22 protein-coding genes are annotated in these 23,323 nt (G+C 58.2%); 7 read left to right on the top strand and 15 right to left on the bottom strand.

What is annotated here, in order from left to right; genetic code table 11:
* The first annotated feature begins 21 nt into the window (after window positions 1-21).
* On the top strand, window positions 22-1,338 hold the full coding sequence (locus tag NTD86_RS14965) for an MFS transporter (RefSeq protein ID WP_262203323.1): 1,317 nt from the start codon (window positions 22-24) through the stop codon (window positions 1,336-1,338).
* Between the two features lie 74 nt (window positions 1,339-1,412).
* Here the strand turns inward: NTD86_RS14965 and purT are convergent, their stop codons facing one another.
* The 5 genes from purT to NTD86_RS14940 all read right to left on the bottom strand — a co-directional run bounded on the left by purT (window position 1,413) and on the right by NTD86_RS14940 (window position 4,656).
* Window positions 1,413-2,594 carry a formate-dependent phosphoribosylglycinamide formyltransferase gene (gene purT / locus NTD86_RS14960; RefSeq protein ID WP_262203321.1) on the bottom strand — a complete coding sequence of 394 codons (1,182 nt, stop codon included), beginning with the start codon at window positions 2,592-2,594 and terminating at the stop codon, window positions 1,413-1,415.
* 91 nt (window positions 2,595-2,685) lie between these two features.
* The gene (locus NTD86_RS14955) at window positions 2,686-3,156 is read right to left on the bottom strand and encodes a VUT family protein (RefSeq protein ID WP_262203320.1); all 471 of its coding nucleotides are present in this window, start codon (window positions 3,154-3,156) and stop codon (window positions 2,686-2,688) included.
* A gap of 126 nt (window positions 3,157-3,282) precedes the next feature.
* On the bottom strand, window positions 3,283-3,492 hold the full coding sequence (locus NTD86_RS14950) for a DUF1289 domain-containing protein (protein ID WP_262203317.1): 210 nt from the start codon (window positions 3,490-3,492) through the stop codon (window positions 3,283-3,285).
* Window positions 3,485-4,012 (bottom strand): gamma carbonic anhydrase family protein, encoded by a 528-nt coding sequence (locus NTD86_RS14945; protein WP_262203316.1) that lies wholly within the window; start codon window positions 4,010-4,012, stop codon window positions 3,485-3,487. Before NTD86_RS14945 ends, NTD86_RS14950 begins: the two co-directional genes overlap by 8 nt.
* A 41-nt stretch (window positions 4,013-4,053) precedes the next feature.
* Entirely contained in the window at window positions 4,054-4,656 is a 603-nt protein-coding gene (locus NTD86_RS14940) for a CoA pyrophosphatase (protein WP_262203315.1), read from the bottom strand.
* A 145-nt stretch (window positions 4,657-4,801) separates the two neighbouring features.
* On the opposite strand from NTD86_RS14940, the gene NTD86_RS14935 reads away from it, so the two are divergent.
* Both NTD86_RS14935 and NTD86_RS14930 read left to right on the top strand, forming a co-directional pair.
* Complete coding sequence (locus tag NTD86_RS14935; protein ID WP_262203314.1) at window positions 4,802-5,359, top strand: NUDIX hydrolase; 558 nt, start codon at window positions 4,802-4,804, stop codon at window positions 5,357-5,359.
* A 35-nt stretch (window positions 5,360-5,394) separates the two neighbouring features.
* Window positions 5,395-5,961, top strand: a complete 567-nt coding sequence (locus tag NTD86_RS14930) for a murein L,D-transpeptidase family protein (RefSeq protein ID WP_262203313.1) — start codon at window positions 5,395-5,397, stop codon at window positions 5,959-5,961.
* A gap of 72 nt (window positions 5,962-6,033) precedes the next feature.
* On the opposite strand, the gene NTD86_RS14925 is transcribed toward NTD86_RS14930, so the two are convergent.
* Window positions 6,034-6,345, bottom strand: a complete 312-nt coding sequence (locus NTD86_RS14925) for a YqfO family protein (RefSeq protein WP_262203312.1) — start codon at window positions 6,343-6,345, stop codon at window positions 6,034-6,036.
* A 4-nt stretch (window positions 6,346-6,349) separates the two neighbouring features.
* Window positions 6,350-10,246: a phosphoribosylformylglycinamidine synthase gene (gene purL / locus NTD86_RS14920; protein WP_262203311.1), complete on the bottom strand. Its 3,897-nt coding sequence runs from the start codon at window positions 10,244-10,246 to the stop codon at window positions 6,350-6,352.
* 285 nt (window positions 10,247-10,531) lie between these two features.
* Here purL and mltF point away from each other — a divergent pair, with 285 nt between their 5' ends.
* The gene (gene mltF, locus NTD86_RS14915) at window positions 10,532-11,989 is read left to right on the top strand and encodes a membrane-bound lytic murein transglycosylase MltF (protein ID WP_262203310.1); all 1,458 of its coding nucleotides are present in this window, start codon (window positions 10,532-10,534) and stop codon (window positions 11,987-11,989) included.
* Window positions 11,990-12,067: 78 nt separating this feature from the next.
* Here the strand turns inward: mltF and pdxJ are convergent, their stop codons facing one another.
* From pdxJ to lptF, 8 genes are all read right to left on the bottom strand, one after another.
* Window positions 12,068-12,811, bottom strand: a complete 744-nt coding sequence (gene pdxJ, locus NTD86_RS14910) for a pyridoxine 5'-phosphate synthase (RefSeq protein WP_262203309.1) — start codon at window positions 12,809-12,811, stop codon at window positions 12,068-12,070.
* A gap of 50 nt (window positions 12,812-12,861) precedes the next feature.
* A complete protein-coding gene (recO, locus tag NTD86_RS14905; protein ID WP_262203307.1) occupies window positions 12,862-13,551 on the bottom strand; it encodes a DNA repair protein RecO in 690 nt (229 codons plus the stop codon).
* A 146-nt stretch (window positions 13,552-13,697) separates the two neighbouring features.
* Entirely contained in the window at window positions 13,698-14,600 is a 903-nt protein-coding gene (gene era, locus NTD86_RS14900) for a GTPase Era (protein ID WP_262203305.1), read from the bottom strand.
* On the bottom strand, window positions 14,593-15,282 hold the full coding sequence (gene rnc, locus NTD86_RS14895) for a ribonuclease III (RefSeq protein WP_262203303.1): 690 nt from the start codon (window positions 15,280-15,282) through the stop codon (window positions 14,593-14,595). Before rnc ends, era begins: the two co-directional genes overlap by 8 nt.
* Window positions 15,283-15,540: 258 nt before the next feature.
* Window positions 15,541-16,395: a signal peptidase I gene (gene lepB / locus NTD86_RS14890; RefSeq protein WP_262203302.1), complete on the bottom strand. Its 855-nt coding sequence runs from the start codon at window positions 16,393-16,395 to the stop codon at window positions 15,541-15,543.
* Window positions 16,396-16,400: 5 nt separating this feature from the next.
* Window positions 16,401-18,200, bottom strand: a complete 1,800-nt coding sequence (gene lepA / locus NTD86_RS14885; RefSeq protein WP_262203301.1) for a translation elongation factor 4 — start codon at window positions 18,198-18,200, stop codon at window positions 16,401-16,403.
* Between the two features lie 145 nt (window positions 18,201-18,345).
* Window positions 18,346-19,407, bottom strand: coding sequence for an LPS export ABC transporter permease LptG (lptG, locus tag NTD86_RS14880; protein ID WP_262203299.1), 1,062 nt, complete (start codon window positions 19,405-19,407; stop codon window positions 18,346-18,348).
* Window positions 19,400-20,518, bottom strand: a complete 1,119-nt coding sequence (lptF, locus tag NTD86_RS14875; protein ID WP_262203404.1) for an LPS export ABC transporter permease LptF — start codon at window positions 20,516-20,518, stop codon at window positions 19,400-19,402. The genes lptG and lptF overlap by 8 nt, the downstream gene beginning before the upstream one ends.
* A gap of 319 nt (window positions 20,519-20,837) precedes the next feature.
* On the opposite strand from lptF, the gene NTD86_RS14870 reads away from it, so the two are divergent.
* The 3 genes from NTD86_RS14870 (at window position 20,838) to NTD86_RS14860 (ending at window position 23,249) form a co-directional block, all read left to right on the top strand.
* Complete coding sequence (locus NTD86_RS14870; protein WP_262203297.1) at window positions 20,838-22,328, top strand: leucyl aminopeptidase; 1,491 nt, start codon at window positions 20,838-20,840, stop codon at window positions 22,326-22,328.
* A gap of 83 nt (window positions 22,329-22,411) precedes the next feature.
* Complete coding sequence (locus NTD86_RS14865) at window positions 22,412-22,840, top strand: DNA polymerase III subunit chi (protein ID WP_262203402.1); 429 nt, start codon at window positions 22,412-22,414, stop codon at window positions 22,838-22,840.
* A gap of 7 nt (window positions 22,841-22,847) precedes the next feature.
* The gene (locus NTD86_RS14860) at window positions 22,848-23,249 is read left to right on the top strand and encodes a DNA polymerase III subunit chi (RefSeq protein WP_262203295.1); all 402 of its coding nucleotides are present in this window, start codon (window positions 22,848-22,850) and stop codon (window positions 23,247-23,249) included.
* Window positions 23,250-23,323: the final 74 nt, after the last annotated feature.

Here is a 23,323-nt window from a genome sequence, read left to right as displayed (position 1 = left end):
ATAACTGTCAGGGATACGCGCATGACTTCCAGTACCGCCTACGGCGAAGCCTCGTCCGACAAACCGCTCAACTCCACGACCCGCGTGGCCACCGCCAGCTTTATTGGCACAGCCATCGAGTTCTATGACTTTTATGTGTATGCCACGGCGGCGGCACTGGTCATTGGCCCGGTCTTCTTCCCGCAAACGTCAGGCACCGCACAAATGCTGTCGGCCTTTCTGACATTTGGCATTGCCTTTCTGGCCCGTCCACTGGGCTCATTTCTGTTCGGCCACTTCGGTGACCGGGTCGGACGTAAATCGACGCTGGTGGCATCTCTGCTATTGATGGGTGTATGTACCACCCTGATCGGCGTGCTGCCGGGTTACGCCACTATCGGTGCCTGGGCCCCGATTCTGCTGTGCGTGCTGCGTTTCGGCCAAGGCCTGGGGCTGGGTGGTGAATGGGGCGGCGCGGCGTTGCTTGCCACCGAGAACGCCCCCAAAGGCAAGCGCGCCTGGTTCGGTATGTTCCCGCAGCTAGGCCCTTCGATCGGCTTTCTGGCGGCCAACGGTTTGTTTCTGGTGCTGGCAATGGCCCTCAGCGATGAACAATTCCGCTCATGGGGCTGGCGAATCCCGTTCCTGTTGAGCGCAGCGTTAGTGATGGTCGGCCTCTATGTGCGCCTGAAGCTGGAAGAAACGCCGGTCTTCGCCAAAGCCGTGGCGCAACACGAACGCGTAAAAATGCCGATCTTCGAGCTCTTTGCGCAATATTGGGTACCGATGCTGCTGGGCGCCGCCTCGATGGTGGTCTGCTATGCACTGTTTTACATCTCAACGGTGTTTTCGTTGAGTTATGGCGTGGCCACCCTGGGCTACACCCGCGAAACATTCCTGGGCCTGCTGTGCTTTGCCGTGCTGTTCATGGCAGCGGCCACACCGCTGTCGGCCTGGGCCAGTGATCGCTATGGGCGCAAACCGGTGCTGGTGGTCGGCGGGATACTGGCGATTTTATCCGGCTTCCTGATGGAGCCGTTGCTCACCCAGGGTTCAACCTGGAGCGTGGCGCTGTTCCTGTGCATCGAGTTGTTTTTGATGGGCGTGACCTTCGCCCCCATGGGTGCCCTGTTGCCGGAGCTGTTCCCGACCCGCGTGCGTTACACCGGCGCTTCTGCGGCCTATAACCTGGGCGGGATTGTGGGTGCCTCGGCCGCACCGTTCTTTGCTCAGAAGCTGGTGGCCATGGGTGGTTTGAGTTGGGTAGGCGGGTATGTATCGGGCGCAGCTGTGCTCAGTTTGATCGCTGTGCTGTGCTTGAAAGAAACCAGAGAAGCGGACCTGAACAAGGTCGCATAAAAACTGTAGGAGCGAGCTTGCCTCGCGATCTTTTAAAGCTCAAAAGATCGCGAGACGAGCTCCTACAGGTCGAGTTACAGCTCTACAACAACCGCTTGGGCGGCGCGGGTCGCTTTGGCGCGGGCCGCTTCGATCGACTCGTCACGGGCCAGGGCGACACCCATGCGGCGCTGACCATTGACTTGCGGCTTGCCGAACAAACGCAGCGCGGTATCAGGCTCGCTCAGAGCGGCGCCCAGGTTGGCGAATGCGGTCTGAGTCGACTGGCCTTCCACCAGAATCACAGCCGAAGCCGACGGGCCGAACTGACGGATCAATGGAATCGGCAAGCCCAGAATGGCGCGAGCATGCAGTGCAAACTGCGACAGGTCCTGTGAAATCAACGTGACCAGACCGGTGTCATGCGGACGCGGCGACACTTCGCTGAACCACACCTGATCGCCTTTGATAAACAGCTCAACGCCGAACAGGCCACGACCGCCCAGCGCCTCGGTCACCGCCTTGGCCACGCGCTCGGATTCCGCCAGCGCGATCGGGCTCATAGCCTGTGGCTGCCAGGACTCCTGATAGTCGCCCTTCTCTTGACGATGCCCGACAGGCGCACAGAAAGTGGTGCCGCCAACGTGGCGCACAGTGAGCAAGGTGATCTCGTAGTCGAAGTCGATGAAGCCTTCGATGATGACGCGTCCCTTGCCCGCACGACCGCCTTCCTGTGCGTAGTCCCAGGCCTTTTGTACGTCGTCGGCACTGCGCAGCAGGCTCTGGCCTTTGCCCGAGGAGCTCATCACTGGCTTGACGACACAAGGGAAGCCCAGGTCTTGAACCGCCTGGCTGTAATCCTCAAAGGTGTCCGCGAAGTGGTACGGCGAGGTCGGCAAGTCCAGCTCTTCGGCGGCCAGGCGACGGATGCCTTCGCGGTTCATGGTCAGCGACGTGGCACGCGCGGTCGGGATCACGGTAAAGCCTTCGGCTTCCAGCTCCACCAGGGTCGCGGTGGCGATGGCTTCGATTTCAGGAACGATGTAATGCGGTTTTTCCAGCTCGATGACGGCACGCAGCGCTGCGCCGTCCAGCATGTTGATCACGTGGCTGCGGTGCGCAACCTGCATGGCCGGGGCATTTTCATAGCGATCAACGGCAATCACTTCAACGCCCAGGCGCTGCAATTCGATGACAACTTCTTTACCCAGCTCGCCGCAGCCACACAGCATTACGCGGGTCGCAGTCGGCGACAGTGGAGTTCCGATACGGGTCATTTCAGGTCCTCAAGGAAGCAAATCATCGAAGGCGCTTGCAACGCTAGCGCCTGCCGGGAAGAAAGGTCGGCATTTTACATGATCCGGCGCATCAGGCCTTAGCTTGGTTGGCTTTGCGCAAACGCCAGGCCATGGCCAGCCAGACACAGGTCACGCCGGCAAATTTTGACGCCATCGCGGTGATGATCACGCCGGGAGTAAAGGCGTCGATCATGCCGAAGAAAATAAAGGTATCAATCGGGATGCTCAGCGCCGAGCTGATCCACAGACGGTCATGCAATGGGCGGCGGGTAATGCTGAAGACCAGCCAGTCAATGCATTCGGATACCGCAAAGGCGGTGGCGCTGGCCAAGGCGATGGAAGGGTCGGAGGTGATGTAGGACAACACCAGCGCAACCAGCATGGCCAAAAGCGCGCCGTGACCGAAGCGGGTTTGCACCATATCGCGCAGCACAAACACCAGACCGCCCCACGCGGACCAGATAATGTCCAGGTGCGGCGCCGAAGAAAACGCGTAGTTGATCAGCACAACGCTGGCGATATAAGCGACAAGAAACAGCATGGACAGGGCGACACCTCAAATTAAGGCGCACAGGGTACTTGAGTCATGCCCTTTTTTGTAGAACGCCGGCTTGCATCGCGATCTTTTTAAAATCAGAAGATCGCGAGGCAAGCTCGCTCCTACAGATCAGGATTTGCTGCCCAGCATCCACATCACGCCGCTGGATTTGGCCCGTTCATGACAAAGGGCCAGTACTTCGCGGCGCTCGGGGTTGGTCATGCGGCTCCAACGGGTGATTTCGGCCACGGTACGTTGGCAGCCGGTGCAGATGTCATCGTCATCCAGTGCGCAAACGCTCACGCAGGGTGAGGCGACCGGACGCTCGACATCACTCATCGTCTTGCACCGCCAAGTCACGAGCATAGCGCTGGCCATTTTTCACATAACTGGCGGCACTGGCTTCCAGCATTTTTTTCTGCTCTTCGGTCAACTCTCGCACCACTTTACCGGGCGAGCCCATGACCAGCGAACCGTCCGGGATTTCCTTGCCCTCGCCAATCAGCGAGTTGGCGCCGATGATGCAATGTTTGCCAATCCTGGCACCGTTGAGAATCACCGCATTAATACCGATCAGGCTGTAATCACCAACAGTGCAGCCGTGCAACATGGCGTTATGGCCAATGGTCACGCCGGTGCCCAGGGTCAGCGGGTAGCCCATGTCGGTGTGCATCACCGCACCGTCCTGCACGTTGCTGTGCTTGCCGATCAGGATCAGTTCGTTGTCACCACGCAATACAGCGTTAAACCAGACACTGGCGCCCTCTTCCAGACGCACCTTGCCGATCAAAGTGGCGTTGGGGGCAGCCCAACTGTCGGGATGAGTGTCGACGCGGGAGTCGCCCAAACGGTATTTCATGCTGATGTCCTCAAGGCAGGCGTGGCTGTCTACAGACAGCTCTATACATTGATAAAACGTTCAGGCGGGGTGTGCAGACTGATGTTGACGTCGTCGTACAGCAGGTTCATCAACTCAACGATCATGATCGCCGTGAGGCCCCAGATCTTGTACACGCCAAAACGGTAACTGGGCACATACCAACTGCGCCCCTGGTAATCGATACGGTGGGTATGTTCTCGCGGGTCCTGACGGAAAAAATCCAGCGGCACGCTGAACACGGCAGCGATCTCGGCATCATTGGCCAGGTACTCGACATAATCGGGAACCAGCCCGACATAAGGCGTGACCCGTATGCCGTGCAATGAGATCAACGGACTGAGCGGCCCGATCACCTCGACCAGCCCGGGCGGCAGGCCGATTTCTTCTTCGGCCTCACGCAGCGCGGTAAACACCAGGTCCGGGTCTTCCGGGTCGCGCCGCCCACCCGGGAAAGCCACTTCACCACCGTGAGTCGACAACCCGCTGGCACGCAGGGTCAGAATCAATTCAGGCTCGTCACTGCGCGTCACCGGCAACAATACTGCCGCCTCCGGGAAGCTGCGCTCTGTGTCCAGCGTCCCAGGGGTGTAGCGACTCATACGGCTAAGTAGCTCATCCAGCATAGGTCATCTCGATCCGTCACTTATCGGGCATCATGCACCAATTTGCCCAAGGCACCCAAGCCCCAGACTGTCGCAGGGCACAAAGTGGGGCTTGCTGTAAATCCGTCCCAGCCCCAAGATAGGCGCCACAGCCCGAGAGCACAGCATGAAATTTTGCAGTCAGTGCGGTAACTCTGTCAGCCAACATATCCCCCAAGGCGATTCTCGCCTGCGTTATGTCTGCGACCACTGCCACACGATTCATTATCAAAACCCTAATATAGTCGCCGGTTGCCTGCCCACCTGGGGCACGCAAGTGCTGCTGTGCCGACGCGCCATCGAACCGCGCAAAGGCTATTGGACACTCCCCGCGGGCTTTATGGAAAACGGTGAAACCGTCGAGCAGGCTGCGCGCCGGGAAACCCTGGAAGAAGCCTGCGCCCAGGTTCAGCAACTGGCTATCTACACGCTGATCGATGTGCCTCACATCAATCAAGTGCATATTTTCTACCGCGCCGAACTGCAAAGCCTCGACTTTGCGGCCGGCGAAGAAAGCCTGGAAGTGCGGCTGTTTGACGAGGCTGAGATCCCTTGGTCAGAGTTAGCTTTTCGCACTGTGAGCCGTACCCTAGAATGCTTTTTTTCTGATCGCCCGACACAGACTTACCCTGTGCGCAGCGAAGCGGTGCCGCCACTGCCAGAGTTGATAAAACCTCAACAATAATGTTGTTTGCCTTGTACCTCAGGAATACCTCCCTAATGCGCTGGTTGCTTGCTGCACTTTGCCTGTCGTTTGCCGTTACTTGCCAAGCCGCTGTAGTCATGACTATCAACGGCAAGCCCGTCGACAAAGATCAGGTGCTTAAACCACCCCAAGCGTCACAACGGACCAGTGGCAGCCAAAAAGTCGACAAGATTCTCGTACTAAAGTCCGCTCGCAGGCTCGAGCTGATCAGCGATGGTAAAGCCATCAGGACCTATCGCATCTCGTTGGGCAAACAGCCTAAAGGGCCTAAATTACAGGAAGGCGACAAGCGTACGCCCGAAGGCCTTTACTGGGTGGACTGGCGCAAGCGCAGCGAAAAATTCAATCTGGCCATGCACATCAACTACCCCAACGTCACCGATGCGGCCGCTGCACGGCGTGCCGGAGTGAACCCGGGTTCGATGATCATGATTCATGGCACGCCGGACTCAGCAGAAAACCCTGAGGAGCTGTTCCACACGCTCGACTGGACCGATGGCTGTATCGCCATGAAAAACTACGAAATGCGTGAAGTGTGGAGCATGGTCAAGGACGGCACCCTAGTGGAAATTCGCCCCTGACCAGCCGAAACACGCGCACTAAAAAGCCCGCTGCCCCATAAGGGCCAGCGGGCTTTTTTATGCAACGCCAGGCTAAAGATCAGCCAGGCGCCACACTTCGTAAGCAGGTGTTTCGTACGGATGGCTTTGCTTGAGCGCAGCCACCACGGCCTGAATCAGTTCATCTGCCACGACCAGCTCAACTTTCCATTCGCCGACATATTCGACCTGGCCGGTTTGCCCGATAAACGGCTGACTGCCGTCCAGCGCTCGAAACTGGCCCTGCCCCATGGTCTGCCAGGCGCATTGGTCGTAGGTGCCGATTCGACCGCCACCGGCGGCAAATACGGCACGCTTGACCTCGTCGACATGACTTGGCGGAACGAAAAAGCTGAGCTTGTACACGCCCTTAATCTACCCAAACCCGAGCGTTACGGAACATGCGCAGCCATGGCGCATCTTCGCTCCACTCTTCTGGACGCCACGAGTTCTGCACGGCGCGGAACACGCGCTCAGGGTGCGGCATCATGATCGTCACGCGGCCGTCACGGCTGGTGAGACCGGTGATCCCGCGCGGCGAACCGTTCGGGTTGGCTGGGTATTTCTCGGTGACCTTGCCGTGGTTGTCGACAAAACGCAGTGCAACAGTACCCGACAGGTCGGCTTGCAACAGCGCTTCAGGGCTGGCGAATTCTGCGTGGCCTTCACCGTGGGCGATGGCGATCGGCATGCGCGAACCGGCCATGCCCTGCAGGAAGATCGAATTGGACTCTTGCACCTGAACCATGGCAACGCGGGCTTCGAACTGCTCGGAGCGGTTACGCACGAAGTGCGGCCACAACTCGCTGCCCGGAATCAACTCGCTCAGGTTGGACATCATCTGGCAACCATTGCACACGCCAAGGCTGAAGCTGTCGCTGCGCTCGAAGAAGCCCTGGAAGGCGTCACGTGCACGAGCGTTGAACAAGGCCGACTTGGCCCAGCCTTCACCAGCACCTAGTACGTCACCGTAGGAGAAGCCACCGCAAGCAACCAGACCTTTGAACTCGTTCAGGTCGACGCGGCCGGCCAGAATGTCGCTCATGTGCACGTCGATTGCATTGAAACCGGCACGGTCAAACGCCGCCGCCATTTCAACCTGACCGTTGACGCCCTGCTCACGCAGTACGGCAACCTGTGGGCGAATGCCTTTTTTGATGTACGGCGCACTGATATTGGCGTTGACGTCGAAGCTCAACTGCACGGTCAGGCCCGGGTTGTCTTCTTCCAGCAGCACATCGAACTCTTGCTGGGCGCAGTCGGCGTTGTCACGCATACGCTGGATCTGGAAGCTGGTTTCTGCCCACTGGCGCTGCAACTCACCGCGCTGGCCGGCAAAAACTTTTTCGTCATGGAACGTGATGGTGACTTCGCTGTTGTTCAGCGGTTGACCAATCACATCGACGCACTCGCCCAGGCCCGCAGCGCTGAACTGTGCCAGCACGTCAGCGGTAGCGTCCTGACGTACCTGAATCACGGCACCCAGTTCTTCGTTGAACAGAACCGCCGGGAGTTGACCGACGCTGTCAGCCAGGCAATCCAGGGTCAGGTTCAGGCCGCAGTGACCGGCAAATGCCATTTCCATTACAGAAGTCAGCAAACCACCGTCGGAACGGTCGTGGTAGGCCAGCAGGTGGCCGTCTGCGTTCAGGCCCTGGATAACGGCGAAGAAGGCCTTGAGGTCTTCAGCATCGTCAACGTCGGGCGCTTGCTTGCCCAGCTTGCCGTAAGTCTGCGCCAGGATCGAGGCACCCATGCGGTTCTGGCCACGGCCCAGGTCGATCAGGATCAGATCGGTCAGGCCTTTGTCCATGCGCAGTTCAGGGGTCAGGGTCTGGCGAATATCCAGCACCGGGGCAAAACCGGTCACGATCAGCGACAGTGGCGAGGTCACGCTCTTGTCTGCGCCTTCATCGTTCCAGCGGGTTTGCATCGACATCGAGTCCTTGCCCACCGGAATGGTGATACCCAGCTCAGGGCACAGCTCCATGCCGACAGCCTTGACGGTGTCGTACAGACGGGCATCTTCACCTGGGTGGCCAGCCGCCGACATCCAGTTGGCCGACAATTTGATGTCGGAGATCTTGCCAATCCGCGAGGCCGCGATGTTGGTCAGGGTTTCACCGATGGCCATGCGGCCCGATGCAGGAGCATCCAGCAGTGCCAGCGGGGTCCGCTCGCCCATGGCCATGGCTTCGCCGGTATACACGTCGAAGCTGGTGGCGGTGACGGCAACGTCGGCGACCGGAACCTGCCACGGGCCGACCATTTGATCACGGGCAACCAGGCCGGTGATGGTACGGTCGCCGATGGTGATCAGGAAGCTCTTGCTGGCCACGGCCGGGTGGTGCAGAACGCGCTCGATGCACTCGCCGAGGTTCAGGGACGCTGGATCAAAGTCATCGCCCAGCTCGGCTTCACGTACCACCGAACGGTGCATGCGCGGGGCCTTGCCGAGCAGAACTTCCAGCGGCATGTCCACCGGGCTGTTACCGAAATGGCTGTCGGTCACGGTCAGTTGTGGCTCGGCAGTCGCCTCGCCCACCACGGCAAACGGGCAACGCTCGCGCTCGCAGATCGCCTGGAAACGATCGAAGTCTTCAACGCTGACGGCCAGAACGTAACGTTCCTGGGATTCGTTGCTCCAGATTTCGTGCGGGGCCATGCCCGGCTCGTCGTTTGGAATGTTGCGCAGTTCGAAACGGCCACCGCGGTCGCCATCGTTGACCAGTTCAGGGAATGCGTTGGACAGACCACCCGCACCCACGTCGTGGATGAAGCTGATCGGGTTTTTGTCACCCAGTTGCCAGCAACGGTCAATCACCTCCTGGCAACGGCGTTCCATTTCCGGGTTTTCGCGTTGTACCGAAGCGAAGTCCAGGTCTGCCGAGCTGGCGCCGGTCGCCATCGAAGACGCCGCACCGCCGCCCAGACCGATCAACATGGCCGGGCCACCCAGCACGATGAGCTTGGCGCCAACGGTGATTTCGCCTTTTTTCACGTGTTCGGCGCGGATGTTGCCCATGCCGCCGGCCAACATGATTGGCTTGTGGTAACCGCGCACTTCTTCGCCACGCGGGGTGCTGATGGACTGTTCAAAGGTACGGAAGTAGCCAGTCAGGGCCGGACGACCGAACTCGTTGTTGAACGCCGCGCCACCCAGCGGGCCTTCAATCATGATGTCCAGTGCCGTTACGATGCGTTCCGGCTTGCCGTATGGCACTTCCCACGGCTGGGTAAAGCCTGGGATCTGCAGGTTGGAAACGGTAAAGCCGGTCAGGCCTGCCTTTGGCTTGGCGCCACGACCGGTTGCACCTTCGTCACGAATCTCGCCACCGGAACCGGTCGCTGCGCCCGGGAACGGGGCAATGGCGGTCGGGTGGTTGTGCGTTTCAACCTTCATCAGGATGTGCACAGGCTCCTGCACCGCACCGTACTGGCGGGTTTCAGGGTTCGGGAAGAAACGCCCGCCCACGCTGCCGACGATCACCGAGGCGTTGTCTTTATAAGCCGACAGAACGCCTTCGCTGTGCATCACGTAGGTGTTTTTGATCATGCCGAACAGGCTTTTTTCCTGGCTTTCGCCGTCGATGTCCCAACTGGCGTTGAAGATCTTGTGACGGCAATGCTCGGAGTTCGCCTGGGCAAACATCATCAGCTCGATGTCGTGCGGGTTGCGACCCAAGCCGTTGAACGCATTGACCAGGTAGTCAATTTCGTCTTCAGCCAGCGCCAGACCCAACTCGACGTTGGCTTTTTCCAGAGCGGCGCGGCCACCGCCCAGCACATCAATGGCGGTCAGCTGTTTTGGCTCGGCATGGCTGAACAGACCGGCGGCCTGCTCCAGGTTGCCCAGTACGATCTGGGTCATGCGGTCATGCAATACAGCGGCAATCAGCTCGGCCTCAGCGTCGCTGAACTGGCCGGCAACATAGAAAGCAATACCGCGTTCCAGGCGCTGAATCTTGCTCAGGCCACAGTTACGGGCAATATCGCTGGCCTTGCTCGACCAAGGAGAAATGGTGCCAAACCGCGGCAGCACCAAAAACAGTCGGCCATTTGGCTCTTGGACCGGCACGCTTGGGCCGTATTTCAGGAGGCGAGCCAGTACCTGCTGTTCATCGCTGGTCAGATCACCGGTGACATCGGCAAAGTGGGCGAATTCAGCATACAAACCACTGACAGCTGGAACCTTCAGGCTCAGTTGTGCAAGGAGTTTGCTGTGGCGAAAGGCAGAAAGGGCAGGAGCGCCGCGCAGGATCAACATCTTCGGGACAGCCTCGGGAGGGGTGTGCTTTGAGGCCCGGCATTCTAGCCTAAACCATCGGTGACGGCACCCGAAACGGCACACTAGACGCACGCCAAACGTCGTTAATCGATCAAATTCTTATTCTTTGTGGCTATCAGCGGGTTAACAGATGGTCGGTAATGATCTTTAGACCCCTGCCCAACCCCTATTCCGTAAGGGTTAGAGCGTTTTTGACGGCTGTTATCAGAATGCCCACAGATTGTCGAGATATGGCACCCGCGTTGCTTTGCGTATACTGCGCGAATGTTTTCTCTAACTGCATTCCGCCAGCGTGGGGCCAAGTGGCTGCTCGTAACCGGACTCTTCCTGATGCTCGGCGCCTGCGTTGAAAAACCCAGCACCCTTGAGCGCGTAAAGGAGGATGGGGTACTGCGGGTGATCACCCGTAACAGCCCGGCCACCTATTTCGAAGACCGCAACGGCGAGACCGGCTTTGAATACGAGTTGGTCAAACGCTTTGCCGACGAACTGGGCGTCAAGCTGGAAATCGAAACGGCAGACAATCTGGACGATCTGTTCAACAAACTGGGCCAACCTGACGGCCCGGTGCTAGCTGCTGCCGGTCTGGTCAGCAGCGATAACCGTCTATCACAAGCCAAGTTTTCTCATCCATACCTCGAAGTCACGCCCCAGATCATTTACCGCAACGGGCAATCACGCCCGACCACGGCGGCCGATCTGGTCGGCAAGCGGATCACCGTACTCAAGGGCAGCTCCCACGCCGAACAGTTGGCCGAACTCAAGAAACAGTACCCCGGTATCGAATACGACGAATCGGACGCGGTTGAAGTCGTCGATTTGTTGCGCATGGTCGATGAGGGTCAAATCGATCTGACCCTGGTTGATTCCAACGAAATGGCCATGAACCAGGTGTACTTTCCCAACGTGCGCGTGGCCTTTGATTTGGGCGACGCCCGTAGCCAGCGCTGGGCGGTGGTCGCCGGCGAAGACAACAGCCTGCTCAACGAGATCAATGCCTATCTGGATAAAGTCGAGAAGAACGGCACACTGCAGCGCCTGAAAGACCGTTACTACGGGCATGTGGACGTACTCGGCTATGTGGGCGCCTACACCTTTGCCCAGCATTTACAGCAGCGGCTGCCCAAGTACGAACTGTTCTTCAAGGATGCCGCTAAAAAAGAGCAGATAGACTGGCGCCTGCTGGCGGCCATGGGTTATCAGGAATCCTTGTGGCAAGCAGCCGTGACCTCTAAAACCGGTGTTCGCGGGCTGATGATGCTGACCCAAAACACCGCACAAGCCATGGGCGTGTCCAATCGACTGGACCCCAAGCAAAGCATCATGGGCGGTGCCAAATACCTGGCCTACATCAAGGACCAATTGGACGGCGATATTGCAGAGCCTGATCGCACCTGGTTTGCTCTGGCCGCCTACAACGTCGGCACCGGGCACTTGGACGACGCGCGCAAACTGGCCGCCAAAGAAGGCCTGAACCCCAACAAGTGGCTGGATGTAAAGAAGATCCTGCCTCGCCTTGCGCAAAAGCAGTGGTACAGCAAAACCAAATACGGCTACGCCCGGGGCGGCGAGCCCGTGCACTTTGTGGCCAACATTCGTCGTTACTACGACATTCTGACCTGGGCTACACAGCCGCAGCTTGAAGGCGACCAGGTGGCTGACGGCAAACTGCACATTCCTGGCATCGACAAGACCAAGCCCAAAGAAGAACCGCAGCTGTAGAAGCGAGCTTGCCTCGCGATCTTTTAAAAGATCAAAAGATCGCGAGGCAAGCTCACTCCTACAGATCGGGGATGTGCCTTAAGCTTTTGAGGCCGCCAGAATCAGGGCTTTCATTTCGGATACAGCGGATTTGAAGCCGACGAACAGCGCATGTGCCACCAATGCGTGGCCAATGTTCAGCTCATTGATTCCCTTGATCGCCGCCACGGCTTCCACGTTGTGGTAGTGCAAACCATGGCCGGCGTTGACGATCAGCCCCTGGCCCAGGCCAAAGGCCACGCCATCAGCCACGCGTTGCAGCTCTTGAGCCACTTCGGTCGGCGTCAGGGCATCGGCATATCGCCCCGTGTGCAGTTCGATGGCTGGCGCGCCGACACGGCGAGAAGCTTCAATCTGACGCTCGTCAGCGTCGATGAACAGCGACACCTCACTGCCAAGCTTGCTCAGACGCTCAACAGCGGCCTTGATACGTGCTTCCTGGCCCGCGACATCAAGACCGCCTTCGGTGGTCAGCTCCTGACGGGTTTCCGGCACCAGGCAGATATGCGCCGGACGGATGCGCTCGGCAAAGGCCATCATCTCTTCGGTCACGCCCATTTCAAAGTTCATGCGCGTTTGCAGCACATCCTTGAGCAGCAACACGTCGCGCTCCTGAATGTGGCGACGGTCTTCGCGCAGATGCACGGTGATGCCGTCGGCGCCCGCCTCTTCCGCGTCCAGAGCCGCTTTGACCGGGTCCGGGTAACGCGTGCCTCGCGCCTGACGCAGCGTGGCTACGTGGTCGATATTCACGCCAAGAAGAATGCGATTGCTAGTGGTCACGTGGGCTCTCCTGAAGAGTTGAAGATTCGGCGCACAGCATACCGATCTATTCAGGGCTTGCGAAACAACTCACGACTGGCCAGTGGCTTACCGGCCAGATGCACGGCCAATGCCTGGCGCATTAAACGTTTGGCCGCTGACAATACGCCCGTTGCGCTCCAGTCGGCTTCTGCCATGGCCAATAACTCAACGCCATGAAACAACCCTGGCTGCAACAACCAGACACGTTCAAGCCCGGCGTCCACCTGCAAGCGGTACATGCCATCCGCCTCCACCGGATCACCGTGTATATCCTCAGTCAGTGAGAAGCTGTAGCCCAGATCGTCCAGCAGTCGCCACTCGAAGGCCCGCAGCAACGGCTCCAGCGGACGTCCTTCGGCCAAGGCCAGCAACGTGGCAGCGTAGTGATCGAAGACCGCCGGGTGCGGGTCTTCGGCAGGCAACAGGCGTATCAGCAGCTCATTGAGGTAGAGACCGCTGAACAGCGCCTCGCCATTAAGCCAGGTCGAAACGCCCGCGCTTTCCATGCGACCGACGTTTTTCAGCTCGCCGCGGCCGAAAAACTCGATTTCCAGCGGCACAAATGGCCGAGCCAGCGTACCCGCCTTGCCCCGCGCATTGCGCAGTACCGCACGCAGGCGCCCTTGCGGCGTGATGAAATCCACCAGCGCACTGGTTTCACGGTAAGGGCGACTGTGCAGGACGTAGGAGAGCTGAGGGACGATGGATTTGCTGGACATAGGGATCAGCTTTATCAGAAGTCTAATGTGGGAGCGGGCTTGCTCGCGATAACGTCAACTCGGCAAGGCAGGCAGACCGATTTGATGCTATCGCGAGCAAGCCCGCTCCCACAGGATCTTGCACTACAGCGAGGTATTACAATCCCTTACTGATCGCCATAACCCAGCGAACGCAAGGCACGCTCGTCATCGGACCAGCCGCCTTTGACCTTGACCCACAGGTTCAGCATGATTTTGGAATCAAACAGCAGTTCCATGTCCTTGCGTGCTTCAGTGCCGATGCGCTTGATGCGCTCGCCCTTGTCGCCAATGATGATTTTCTTCTGACCGTCACGTTCAACCAGAATCAACGCATGAATATGCAAGGTCTTGCCCTGCTGCTTGAATTCTTCGATCTCGACGGTGATCTGGTACGGCAACTCAGCACCCAGCTGGCGCATGATCTTCTCACGCACCAGTTCGGCAGCCAGGAAGCGGCTGCTGCGATCGGTGATCTGGTCTTCCGGGAAGAAGTGCTCGTTTTCCGGCAGATGCTCGGCAATCACGCGCTCAAGGGTGTCGAGGTTGTGGCCGTTCTGAGCCGAGATCGGCACGATCTGGGCGTTTGGCAGTTGTTCCTGAAGCCAGGTCAGGTGTGGCATCAGTTCGGTTTTGTCTTCGATGCGGTCGGTCTTGTTCAACGCCACGATCAACGGGCCGGTCACGTACTGGACGCGCTCGAGGACCATCTGGTCTTCTTCAGTCCACTTGGTGCGGTCAACTACGAAGATCACCACGTCAACGTCTTTCAACGCCGCCGAAGCAGTTTTGTTCATGTAACGGTTCAGGGCCTTTTCGCCGCCCTTGTGCATGCCCGGCGTGTCGACGTAGATGGCCTGGATATCGCCTTCGGTCTTGATGCCCAGCATGTTGTGACGGGTGGTCTGTGGCTTGCGCGAGGTGATCGCCAGCTTTTGACCCAGAATGTGGTTCAGCAGTGTGGATTTACCCACGTTAGGTCGACCAACGATGGCGACATAGCCACAGCGAGTTTCAGTTGAATCAGTCATGGCCATTCTCCACGCCAAGGGCAATCAGTGCTGCGGCGGCCGCTACTTGTTCAGCAATACGGCGGCTCACGCCCTGGCCTCGGCTTTTTTCATTCAATAGGACAATCTCGCACTCGACAAAGAAAGTGCGGCAATGCGGTTCGCCCTGGATATCCACCACTTCATAGCGTGGCAGCTCACAGGCGCGTGACTGCAAGTATTCTTGCAGTCGGGTCTTTGGGTCTTTATTGGTGTCGACCAGGGTCAGGGTCTCGAACTCCCCCGCCAGCCAGGCCAACACGCGGTCACGGGCGGTTTCCATACCCGCGTCCAGGTAGATGGCGCCAATCAACGCTTCAAGGGCATCCGCCAAGATCGACTCGCGACGAAAACCGCCGCTTTTCAGTTCGCCCGACCCCAGGCGCAGATACTCGCCCAACTCAAAACCGCGGGCCAGGACGGCCAGGGTTTCGCCTTTCACCAAACGCGCACGCAAGCGCGACAACTGGCCTTCACGGGCCAACGGGAAGCGATCGAACAACGCTTCACCGGCAACGAAATTGAGAATGGCATCCCCCAGGAACTCAAGACGCTCGTTATTGCGCCCCGCGAAACTGCGGTGTGTCAGTGCCAGAACCATCAGCTCCTGGTCTTTAAAGGTGTAGCCGAGCTGACGCTCCAAACGACTTAAAGAAAAACTCACGATTTACCCACGCTGAGTTCGTGGCCGAATGTCACCACCGGACCGATATTAGGGATCAGTGATGCTCGTTTATCGCATAGCAAATGGACAGGGAACTGGCTGTTCGCCGCCGTCACACTTAACGCTTTGTTCAAATCCACATCCTGAATACTGTGACCGCTCTGCCCGACATGGCAGGCGGTCGTAAGAACCGTCAGGCGCCGATTTATCGGGACGCCTGAAAAGCATTCGGCGCTGTTATTAACAGCGCCGTCTTGGCTACTTGATCAGACCCACCCGCGAGAAGTTCGGCAGATGGCTCATCTTGGGTTCCGGCCAACTCATCCAGACTGCGAAGGCCTTGCCGACAATGTTCTGGTCGGGAACCATGCCCAGCTCATCTTTGGGAATGTTGGGATCATCCCAGTAACGGCTGTCGTTCGAGTTGTCGCGGTTGTCACCCATCATGAAGTAGTGCCCGGCCGGAACCGTCCACTCGTTGTCAGGGGGTGTGCGATAGCGGCTCATTTCCTTGCGAATCATGTGCTCGACTTCGCCCAGCTTCTCTTTGTACAACTCTGCACTGCCCAAGGTGCCAGGCTCAACGCCCACCAGTTGCTCGGCAACCAGTTGGTCATTGACGTACAAATGCTTGTCGCTGGTGTAGCGAATCTTGTCGCCCGGCAGGCCGACTACACGCTTGATGTAGTTGACGGACGGATCGCTTGGGTAGCGAAACACCATGACATCCCCGCGCTGCGGATCACCCACTTCGATGATTTTCTTGTCGATCACCGGCAAGCGGATCCCGTAAGAAAACTTGTTCACCAAAATGAAGTCGCCCACGTCCAGTGTCGGTTTCATCGAGCCGGACGGAATCTGGAACGGCTCAACCAGAAACGAACGCAGCACCAGCACGATGAACAACACCGGGAAGAACGACTTGCCGTATTCAACCAGCAGCGGTTCCTTGTTGAGCTTTTCGATGACCTGCCCATCAGCCGGCTGAACAGTGGCCTGATAGTTGGCAATGGCCTTGCGCCGGCGAGGTGCCAGGAAGACCAGATCGAGCAGCGCCAGCAAACCGCAGACGGCGACAGCAATAACCAGCAACAGCGGGAAATTTAGTGACATAGGACCTAGCTATCCAACCTGAGCACCGCAAGGAAGGCTTCTTGTGGAATCTCCACGTTACCCACTTGCTTCATGCGTTTTTTACCGGCCTTTTGCTTTTCCAACAGCTTGCGCTTACGGCTAACGTCACCACCGTAGCATTTGGCCAGTACGTTCTTTCTGAGAGCCTTGACGGTGGTACGCGCCACAATCTGCCCGCCGATGGCGGCCTGGATTGCAACGTCGAACATCTGACGAGGAATCAGTTCTTTCATTTTTTCGGTTAGTGCACGCCCTTTGTAGTGGGCGTTGTCACGGTGAACGATCAATGCCAAGGCATCGACTTTCTCGCCGTTGATCAATACATCAAGCTTCACCAGATTAGCCGACTGGTAGCGGTCGAAATGGTAATCGAGCGAAGCATAGCCGCGACTGGTGGATTTGAGACGGTCGAAGAAGTCCAGAACCACTTCGTTCATCGGCAAATCGTAGGTCACTTGCACCTGAGTACCCAGGAACAACATGTCGTGCTGAACGCCACGTTTTTCGATACACAGGGTTATGACGTTGCCCAGGTGCTCTTGAGGCACAAGAATGTTGGCACGCACGATTGGCTCGCGCATATCTTCGATGGCCGACAAGTCTGGCAGTTTAGACGGGTTATCGACGTAAATCGTGTCGCCGTTCTTGAGCAGCAGCTCGAAAATTACGGTCGGGGCCGTGGTAATCAGGTCCAGGTCGTATTCGCGCTCCAGGCGCTCCTGGATGATTTCCATGTGCAGCATGCCCAGGAAGCCGCAACGGAAGCCGAAGCCCAGTGCGTCAGAGCTTTCTGGTGTGTATTGCAGCGACGAGTCGTTCAGCGTCAGCTTTTGCAGCGCGTCACGGAAATCTTCGAAGTCATCGGAGCTGACCGGGAACAGACCCGCGTATACCTGAGGCTGAATGCGTTTGAAACCTGGCAACACTTCGACATCAGGGGTCGAGCTCAGGGTCAGGGTGTCACCCACCGGCGCACCGTGAATGTCCTTGATGCCTGCGATGATGAAGCCCACTTCGCCGGCCTTGAGGTCGGAAGTCGCTGTGTGTTTCGGGTTGAAAACACCGACGCTGTCCACCAAGTGGATCTTGCCGGTGGATTTGACCAGGATCTTGTCGCCTTTTTTCACGCGGCCGTGACGCACGCGTACCAAGGAGACAACGCCCAGGTAGTTGTCGAACCAGGAGTCGATGATCAACGCCTGCAGCGGATCATCGATATTGCCGGTTGGCGCAGGAATGGTGTGCACCAGGCGCTCGAGCACTTCGTCGACACCCAGGCCAGTCTTGGCGCTGCAGGTCACGGCGTCAGTGGCATCGATACCGATGATTTTTTCGATTTCTTCCTTCACACGATCAGGGTCAGCCTGTGGCAGGTCGATCTTGTTCAAGACCGGCATCACCTCAAGACCCTGTTCGATAGCGGTGTAGCAGTTGGCAACGGACTGGGCTTCTACGCCCTGCCCCGCGTCTACCACCAGCAAGGCACCTTCACAGGCCGCCAGAGAGCGGCTGACTTCGTAGGTGAAGTCAACGTGACCCGGGGTATCAATGAAGTTCAACTGATAGGTTTTGCCGTCTTTGGCCGTGTAGTACAAGGTAACGCTGTGGGCCTTGATGGTAATCCCACGCTCACGCTCCAGGTCCATGGAGTCCAGTACCTGGGCTTCCATTTCGCGGGCAGTCAGACCACCGCACATCTGAATGAAACGATCGGCCAGCGTCGACTTGCCATGGTCAATGTGGGCGATGATGGAGAAATTGCGGATATGACTCAAATCACTCACGGGTCAACACTCAAAAAAAGTCGCAGGCAGACTGCCCGCCGAAAAATAGCCGGGAATTGTACCTGATCCCTGAGCCAAGCGTCACGTTCACAAAAAAGCCCCTATCACGCGATAGAGGCTTTTTGATCAACGCCATGACGTTTGATCAACCGGCCCTACGCAACAACCAGAAACCGGCCAGGGCACAGATACCGGCTGGCAGCAGCACCGCGAACAGCGGCGAGAAGCCAAATACCAGACTGGCTGGCCCCAGCAGGTCTTGCGCAATCTTGAATGCAAAGCCGATCAGCACACCGGTAAACACTCGTTGCCCCAAAGTAACAGAACGCAACGGGCCGAAGATGAAAGAAATGGCCATCAATACCAGCGCGGCCGTGACAAATGGCTGCAACACCTTGACCCAAAATGCCAGCCAGTAACGGCCGTTGTTCAGGCCCTGGTCTTTCAGGTAATGGATATAACCCCACAGCCCGGAAATCGACAGCGCATCCGGCGCCATGACGACGGTGTTGAGCAGCTCAGGGCTCAGCGAGACGTCCCAGCGCTCTTCAGGCAGGTTCACGACTTCTGTGCTGCGCTCATGGAAAACCGTGGTCGCCACATCGCTCAGTTGCCAGTGGTCCTCAATGAAGTTGGCCTGCCTGGAGAAGCTGGCAGACAGCAAGTGGTGCTCTTTATCGAAACGATAACGCGTCACCCCCAGCAACATGCCATCTGGCTGAACCGCGTTGATATGGATGAACTCCTCCCCCTCGCGGTGCCACATACCATGCTTGGAGCTTTGCGCATCGCCGCTGCCCTGCGCCAGGGCCCGATTGGCCTGGGCCACCGACTCGGTCGCGGGAGCCAGGTATTCGCCAATCAGAATACCGACCAGCATCAGGACCAGCATCGGCTTCATGACCGCCCACACGATACGACCGGTGGACACACCCGCCGCACGCATAATGGTCAGTTCGCTGTTGCTCGCCAGGCTGCCCAGCCCGATCAAGCAGCCGATCAGCGCTGCCACCGGTAACATATCGTAGAGGCGACGCGGCGCTGTCAGCGCTACAAAGCTGAACACATCCGACATGGTGTAAGTGCTGGAGAGACTCTTCACCTCGTCAATGAACGCGAACAGCGACGCAAGCCCGACGATGATCCCGGACACAGCCAGGATCGCCAGTAATACGCTTTTACCAATGTAGCGATCGAGCTTAACCATGAGCCAGCTCCTTCTCGCTACGGCGACTTGCCAACTTCAAGCGCAACGGCTCCCAGTAGAACAACAGCAGACCAATAGCCAGGAACAGGCCGTGCACCCACCACAAGCCAAGCGTCGGTGAAATGCTGCCTTTTTCGAGGCCGCCACGGACCAGAATCAAGGCGGTCACGTAACCCATGTACAGAAGAATGGCAGGCAATAGCTTGAGGAAACGGCCCTGGCGCGGGTTGACACGGGACAGCGGGACGGCAATCAGGGTCACGATAAACACCAGAAGCGGCATGGAAATGCGCCACTGCAACTCTGCAATCGCACGCACGTCCGGATTACCGATGAGGCTGCTGGTTGGCATCGCATCGCGGTCCGTGACTTCATTACTGACATCGGGCTTGGGCAGCAACACGCCATAAGTGTCGTATTTGATGGCGCGGTAATCCGCCAGCCCAGGGTTACCGTCATAACGATAACCGTCATCCAGGATCAACCAGCGGCTGCCGTCAGGACGCACTTCCTGGCGCCCCTTTTGCGCGACCAATATAGAAATGCTGCGGTCCTTGGCATCCTGACCGAGGTTTTTCTGGGTGATAAACACGCCCCCCAGATTGGTCCGGTCATTGGTCATTTGTTCGGTGTAGGTCACTCGAGAACCATCGTTCAGGGTCTGAAAGCGGCCCGGTTCAAGGGTATCGAACTCGGTCAGGGCATCTTGCTTGTTAAGCAGTAATTGAAACTGCGTGGCACCTTGAGGCGCCAGGCTCAAGCTCAACCAGGCAACAATCAGCGCCACAATGGTCGCAGGCACCATGCTGATGGCCAACAGACGTTGCTGGCTCATCCCGGTCGCCGACAAGACCGTCATCTCGCTCTCGAGGTACATGCGCCCGTAAGCCAGAAGAAAACCCAGGAACAGACCCAGCGGCAGGATCAACTGCATGAAGCCCGGCAGGCGCACGCCCATGATCAGGAACAGCGAGCTGGGGTCCATGGCGCCGGAGGCAGCCTGGGCCAGATATTTGATGAAGCGACCGCTCATGATGATGACCAGCAGCACTGCGCTGACAGCGCTCAATGTAAGCAGGACTTCGCGGGATAGATAACGGAAGACGATCAAACCAGACACTCCAGGGGTCGTCAGGCTAAGGCGGCCAAACAAGCGGCATAGCGAATCGACACTAGCTCATGGTGATGAGCCTAGTCGTTTAAAAAGATGGCGCATTATCCTGTGAATGACCGCGCCTGTCACTGCACATGCTCAGCCAAGGCTTTAAAGCGCTGATTTGGCAGCATTCGAGGGTTGTCAGGCCCGGCCGACGAGGTTCAAACTGCCTGCCTTGATGCCCGTCTGTCACCCAGGTGCAGCGCTTCATCTTTCAAGCAAGCAAACCGCACCGTTTGTGCGCACGTTGACCATTTGATTCAGGGACCCGGACATGGAACTGGTTGTAAAAAGCGTCAGCCCAGACACGTTGAAAACGGCCACTCTCGTGGTCGCTATCAGCGAAGGCCGTAAACTCGGCCCTACTGCTAAAGCCCTCGACGAGCTCTCCGGTGGCGCCATCAGCGCCGTGCTCAAGCGGGGTGATATCGCCGGCAAAACCGGTCAGAGCCTGCTGCTTCACAACCTGCCAAACCTCAAGGCCGAACGCGTCCTGCTGCTGGGCACGGGCAAAGACGAAGAACTGGGCGATCGCCCTTTGCGCAAAATCATCAGCGGCGCATTGAACACACTTAAAGGCCTGGGCGGCAGCGACGCGGTCTTCGCCCTCGACGAACTGGTGGTCAAAGGTCGCGACAGCTACAGCAAAAACCGCTTGCTGGCTGAAACCCTGCTCGACGGCCAATACACGTTCGACCGTTTCAAGAGCCAGAAAGCCGACCCCCGCTCCCTGAAAAAAATCACCCTGCTGACCATCAAAGCTGCCCAGGCTGAAGTGCAGCGCGCGGTCACCCACGCTCAGGCGATTGCTGCAGGCATGGCGTTCACCCGCGACCTGGGCAATCTGCCGCCAAACATCTGCCATCCGACCTTCCTGGGCGAGCAGGCCAAAGAGCTGGGCAAGCAGTACAAAGGCCTGAAAGTCGAAGTGCTCGACGAGAAGAAGATCAAGGAACTGGGCATGGGCGCGTTCTACGCGGTCGGCCAGGGCAGCGAGCAGCCGCCACGCCTGATCGTCATGAACTACGCAGGCGGCAAGAAATCCGAGAAGCCTTTTGTACTGGTCGGTAAAGGCATCACCTTCGATACCGGTGGCATCAGCCTCAAGCCCGGTGCCGGCATGGATGAAATGAAGTACGACATGGGCGGTGCTGCCAGCGTCTTCGGCACCCTGCGTGCTGTGCTAGAGCTGAAACTGCCGATCAACCTGGTGTGCATCCTGGCATGCGCCGAGAACATGCCTAGCGGCGGCGCGGCTCGTCCGGGTGACATCGTGACCACCATGAGCGGTCAAACCGTTGAAATCCTCAACACCGACGCCGAAGGTCGCCTGGTATTGTGCGATGCACTGACCTACGCCGAGCGCTTCAAGCCACAGGCGGTGATCGACATCGCCACCCTGACCGGCGCATGCATGGTCGCACTGGGCGCTCACACCTCGGGCCTGATGGGCAACAACGACGAACTGATCGGCCAACTGCTGGAAGCCGGCAAACAAGCCGACGACCGCGCCTGGCAGTTGCCGTTGTTCGACGAGTATCAGGAACAGCTGGACAGCCCGTTTGCCGACATGGCCAACATTGGCGGCCCAAAAGCCGGCGCCATCACCGCAGGCTGCTTCCTGTCACGTTTTGCCAAGGCCTACCACTGGGCTCACCTGGACATCGCCGGTACGGCCTGGGTCAGCGGCGGCAAAGACAAGGGCGCCAGCGGCCGCCCGGTTCCCTTGCTGACTCAATACCTGCTGGACCGCGCCAACGCTTGAAGCTGACAATCGACGGTTGCATCGCCTGAAGGCGGTGCAACCCCGATTCAGGAATCGCAATGACCTCAGAACCCCATACCGAGCTGACCAAGGTCGACTTTTATATCCTGCCCAGCGCCGAGGCTTCTGCGCGGCTGGACTTTGCCTGCAAACTCACTGAAAAAGCCTGGCGCCTTGGCCACCGGGTTTACCTGCATTGCAGTGACGCGGCACAACGCCAGGACCTGGACGAGCGTTTATGGCGCTTCAAGGGCGAAAGCTTCGTGCCCCACAGCACCACCGAAGATCAACCTGACGGCACAGTTGTCATGGGCCTGACCCAAGCCCCTGCCAGCCATCAGGATTTACTGATCAACCTGGACCTGAAAGTCCCTGAATTTTTCAATCGCTTCGCCCGCGTCGCTGAAGTCGTGGTCGAAGACCCTGTCGTACGTCTGGCTGCGCGGGAGAGTTTTCGCTTCTACCGTGAACACGGCTATCCTCTGCAAGATCACAAGTTACAACGACTCTGAGCACACGATGGACACCTCCAATTCGCCGAAAAAAGCCGCACACCTGCTCGACGATCTTGAATCCATTCGCCAATTGCTGGGCGATGACGGCCTGCAACCGCCGCTGTTGACTGAAATGGTGGGCCGTGACGGTGAGCAGATTCCGCTGCTGTCTGACGTCATCGACGACACTGTCGCCCCTGAGCCTGACCCGGAACCTGCACAAATACCGTTGGTCGGCATCGCAGAAGCACCCAAGACCGAAAAAGCCCCGGACGCGCTGCTCGTCCATCTGGACAAAGAACTGCGCAACGCCGCGCAAGCGATCATGCACGAGGTCATCAACGACTTCGCCCCGCACATCGAAACCGAAATCAAACGCCGCCTGGATGCGCACATGGAACGTCTGCTGGCGCAGCACCAGAACTGACGGCACATGCAATTCCCGTAGGCGGGGGGGTGGGGGGCGGGCGTTTTTTTTTTTAAAAAATTTTTGGGCGCCTA

Source organism: Pseudomonas sp. 7P_10.2_Bac1 (genome assembly GCF_025465935.1).
Taxonomy (GTDB): Bacteria; Pseudomonadota; Gammaproteobacteria; order Pseudomonadales; family Pseudomonadaceae; genus Aquipseudomonas.
The sequence above is the reverse complement of the archived record's forward strand: the minus strand, read 5'-3'. Positions and strand labels throughout refer to the sequence as shown.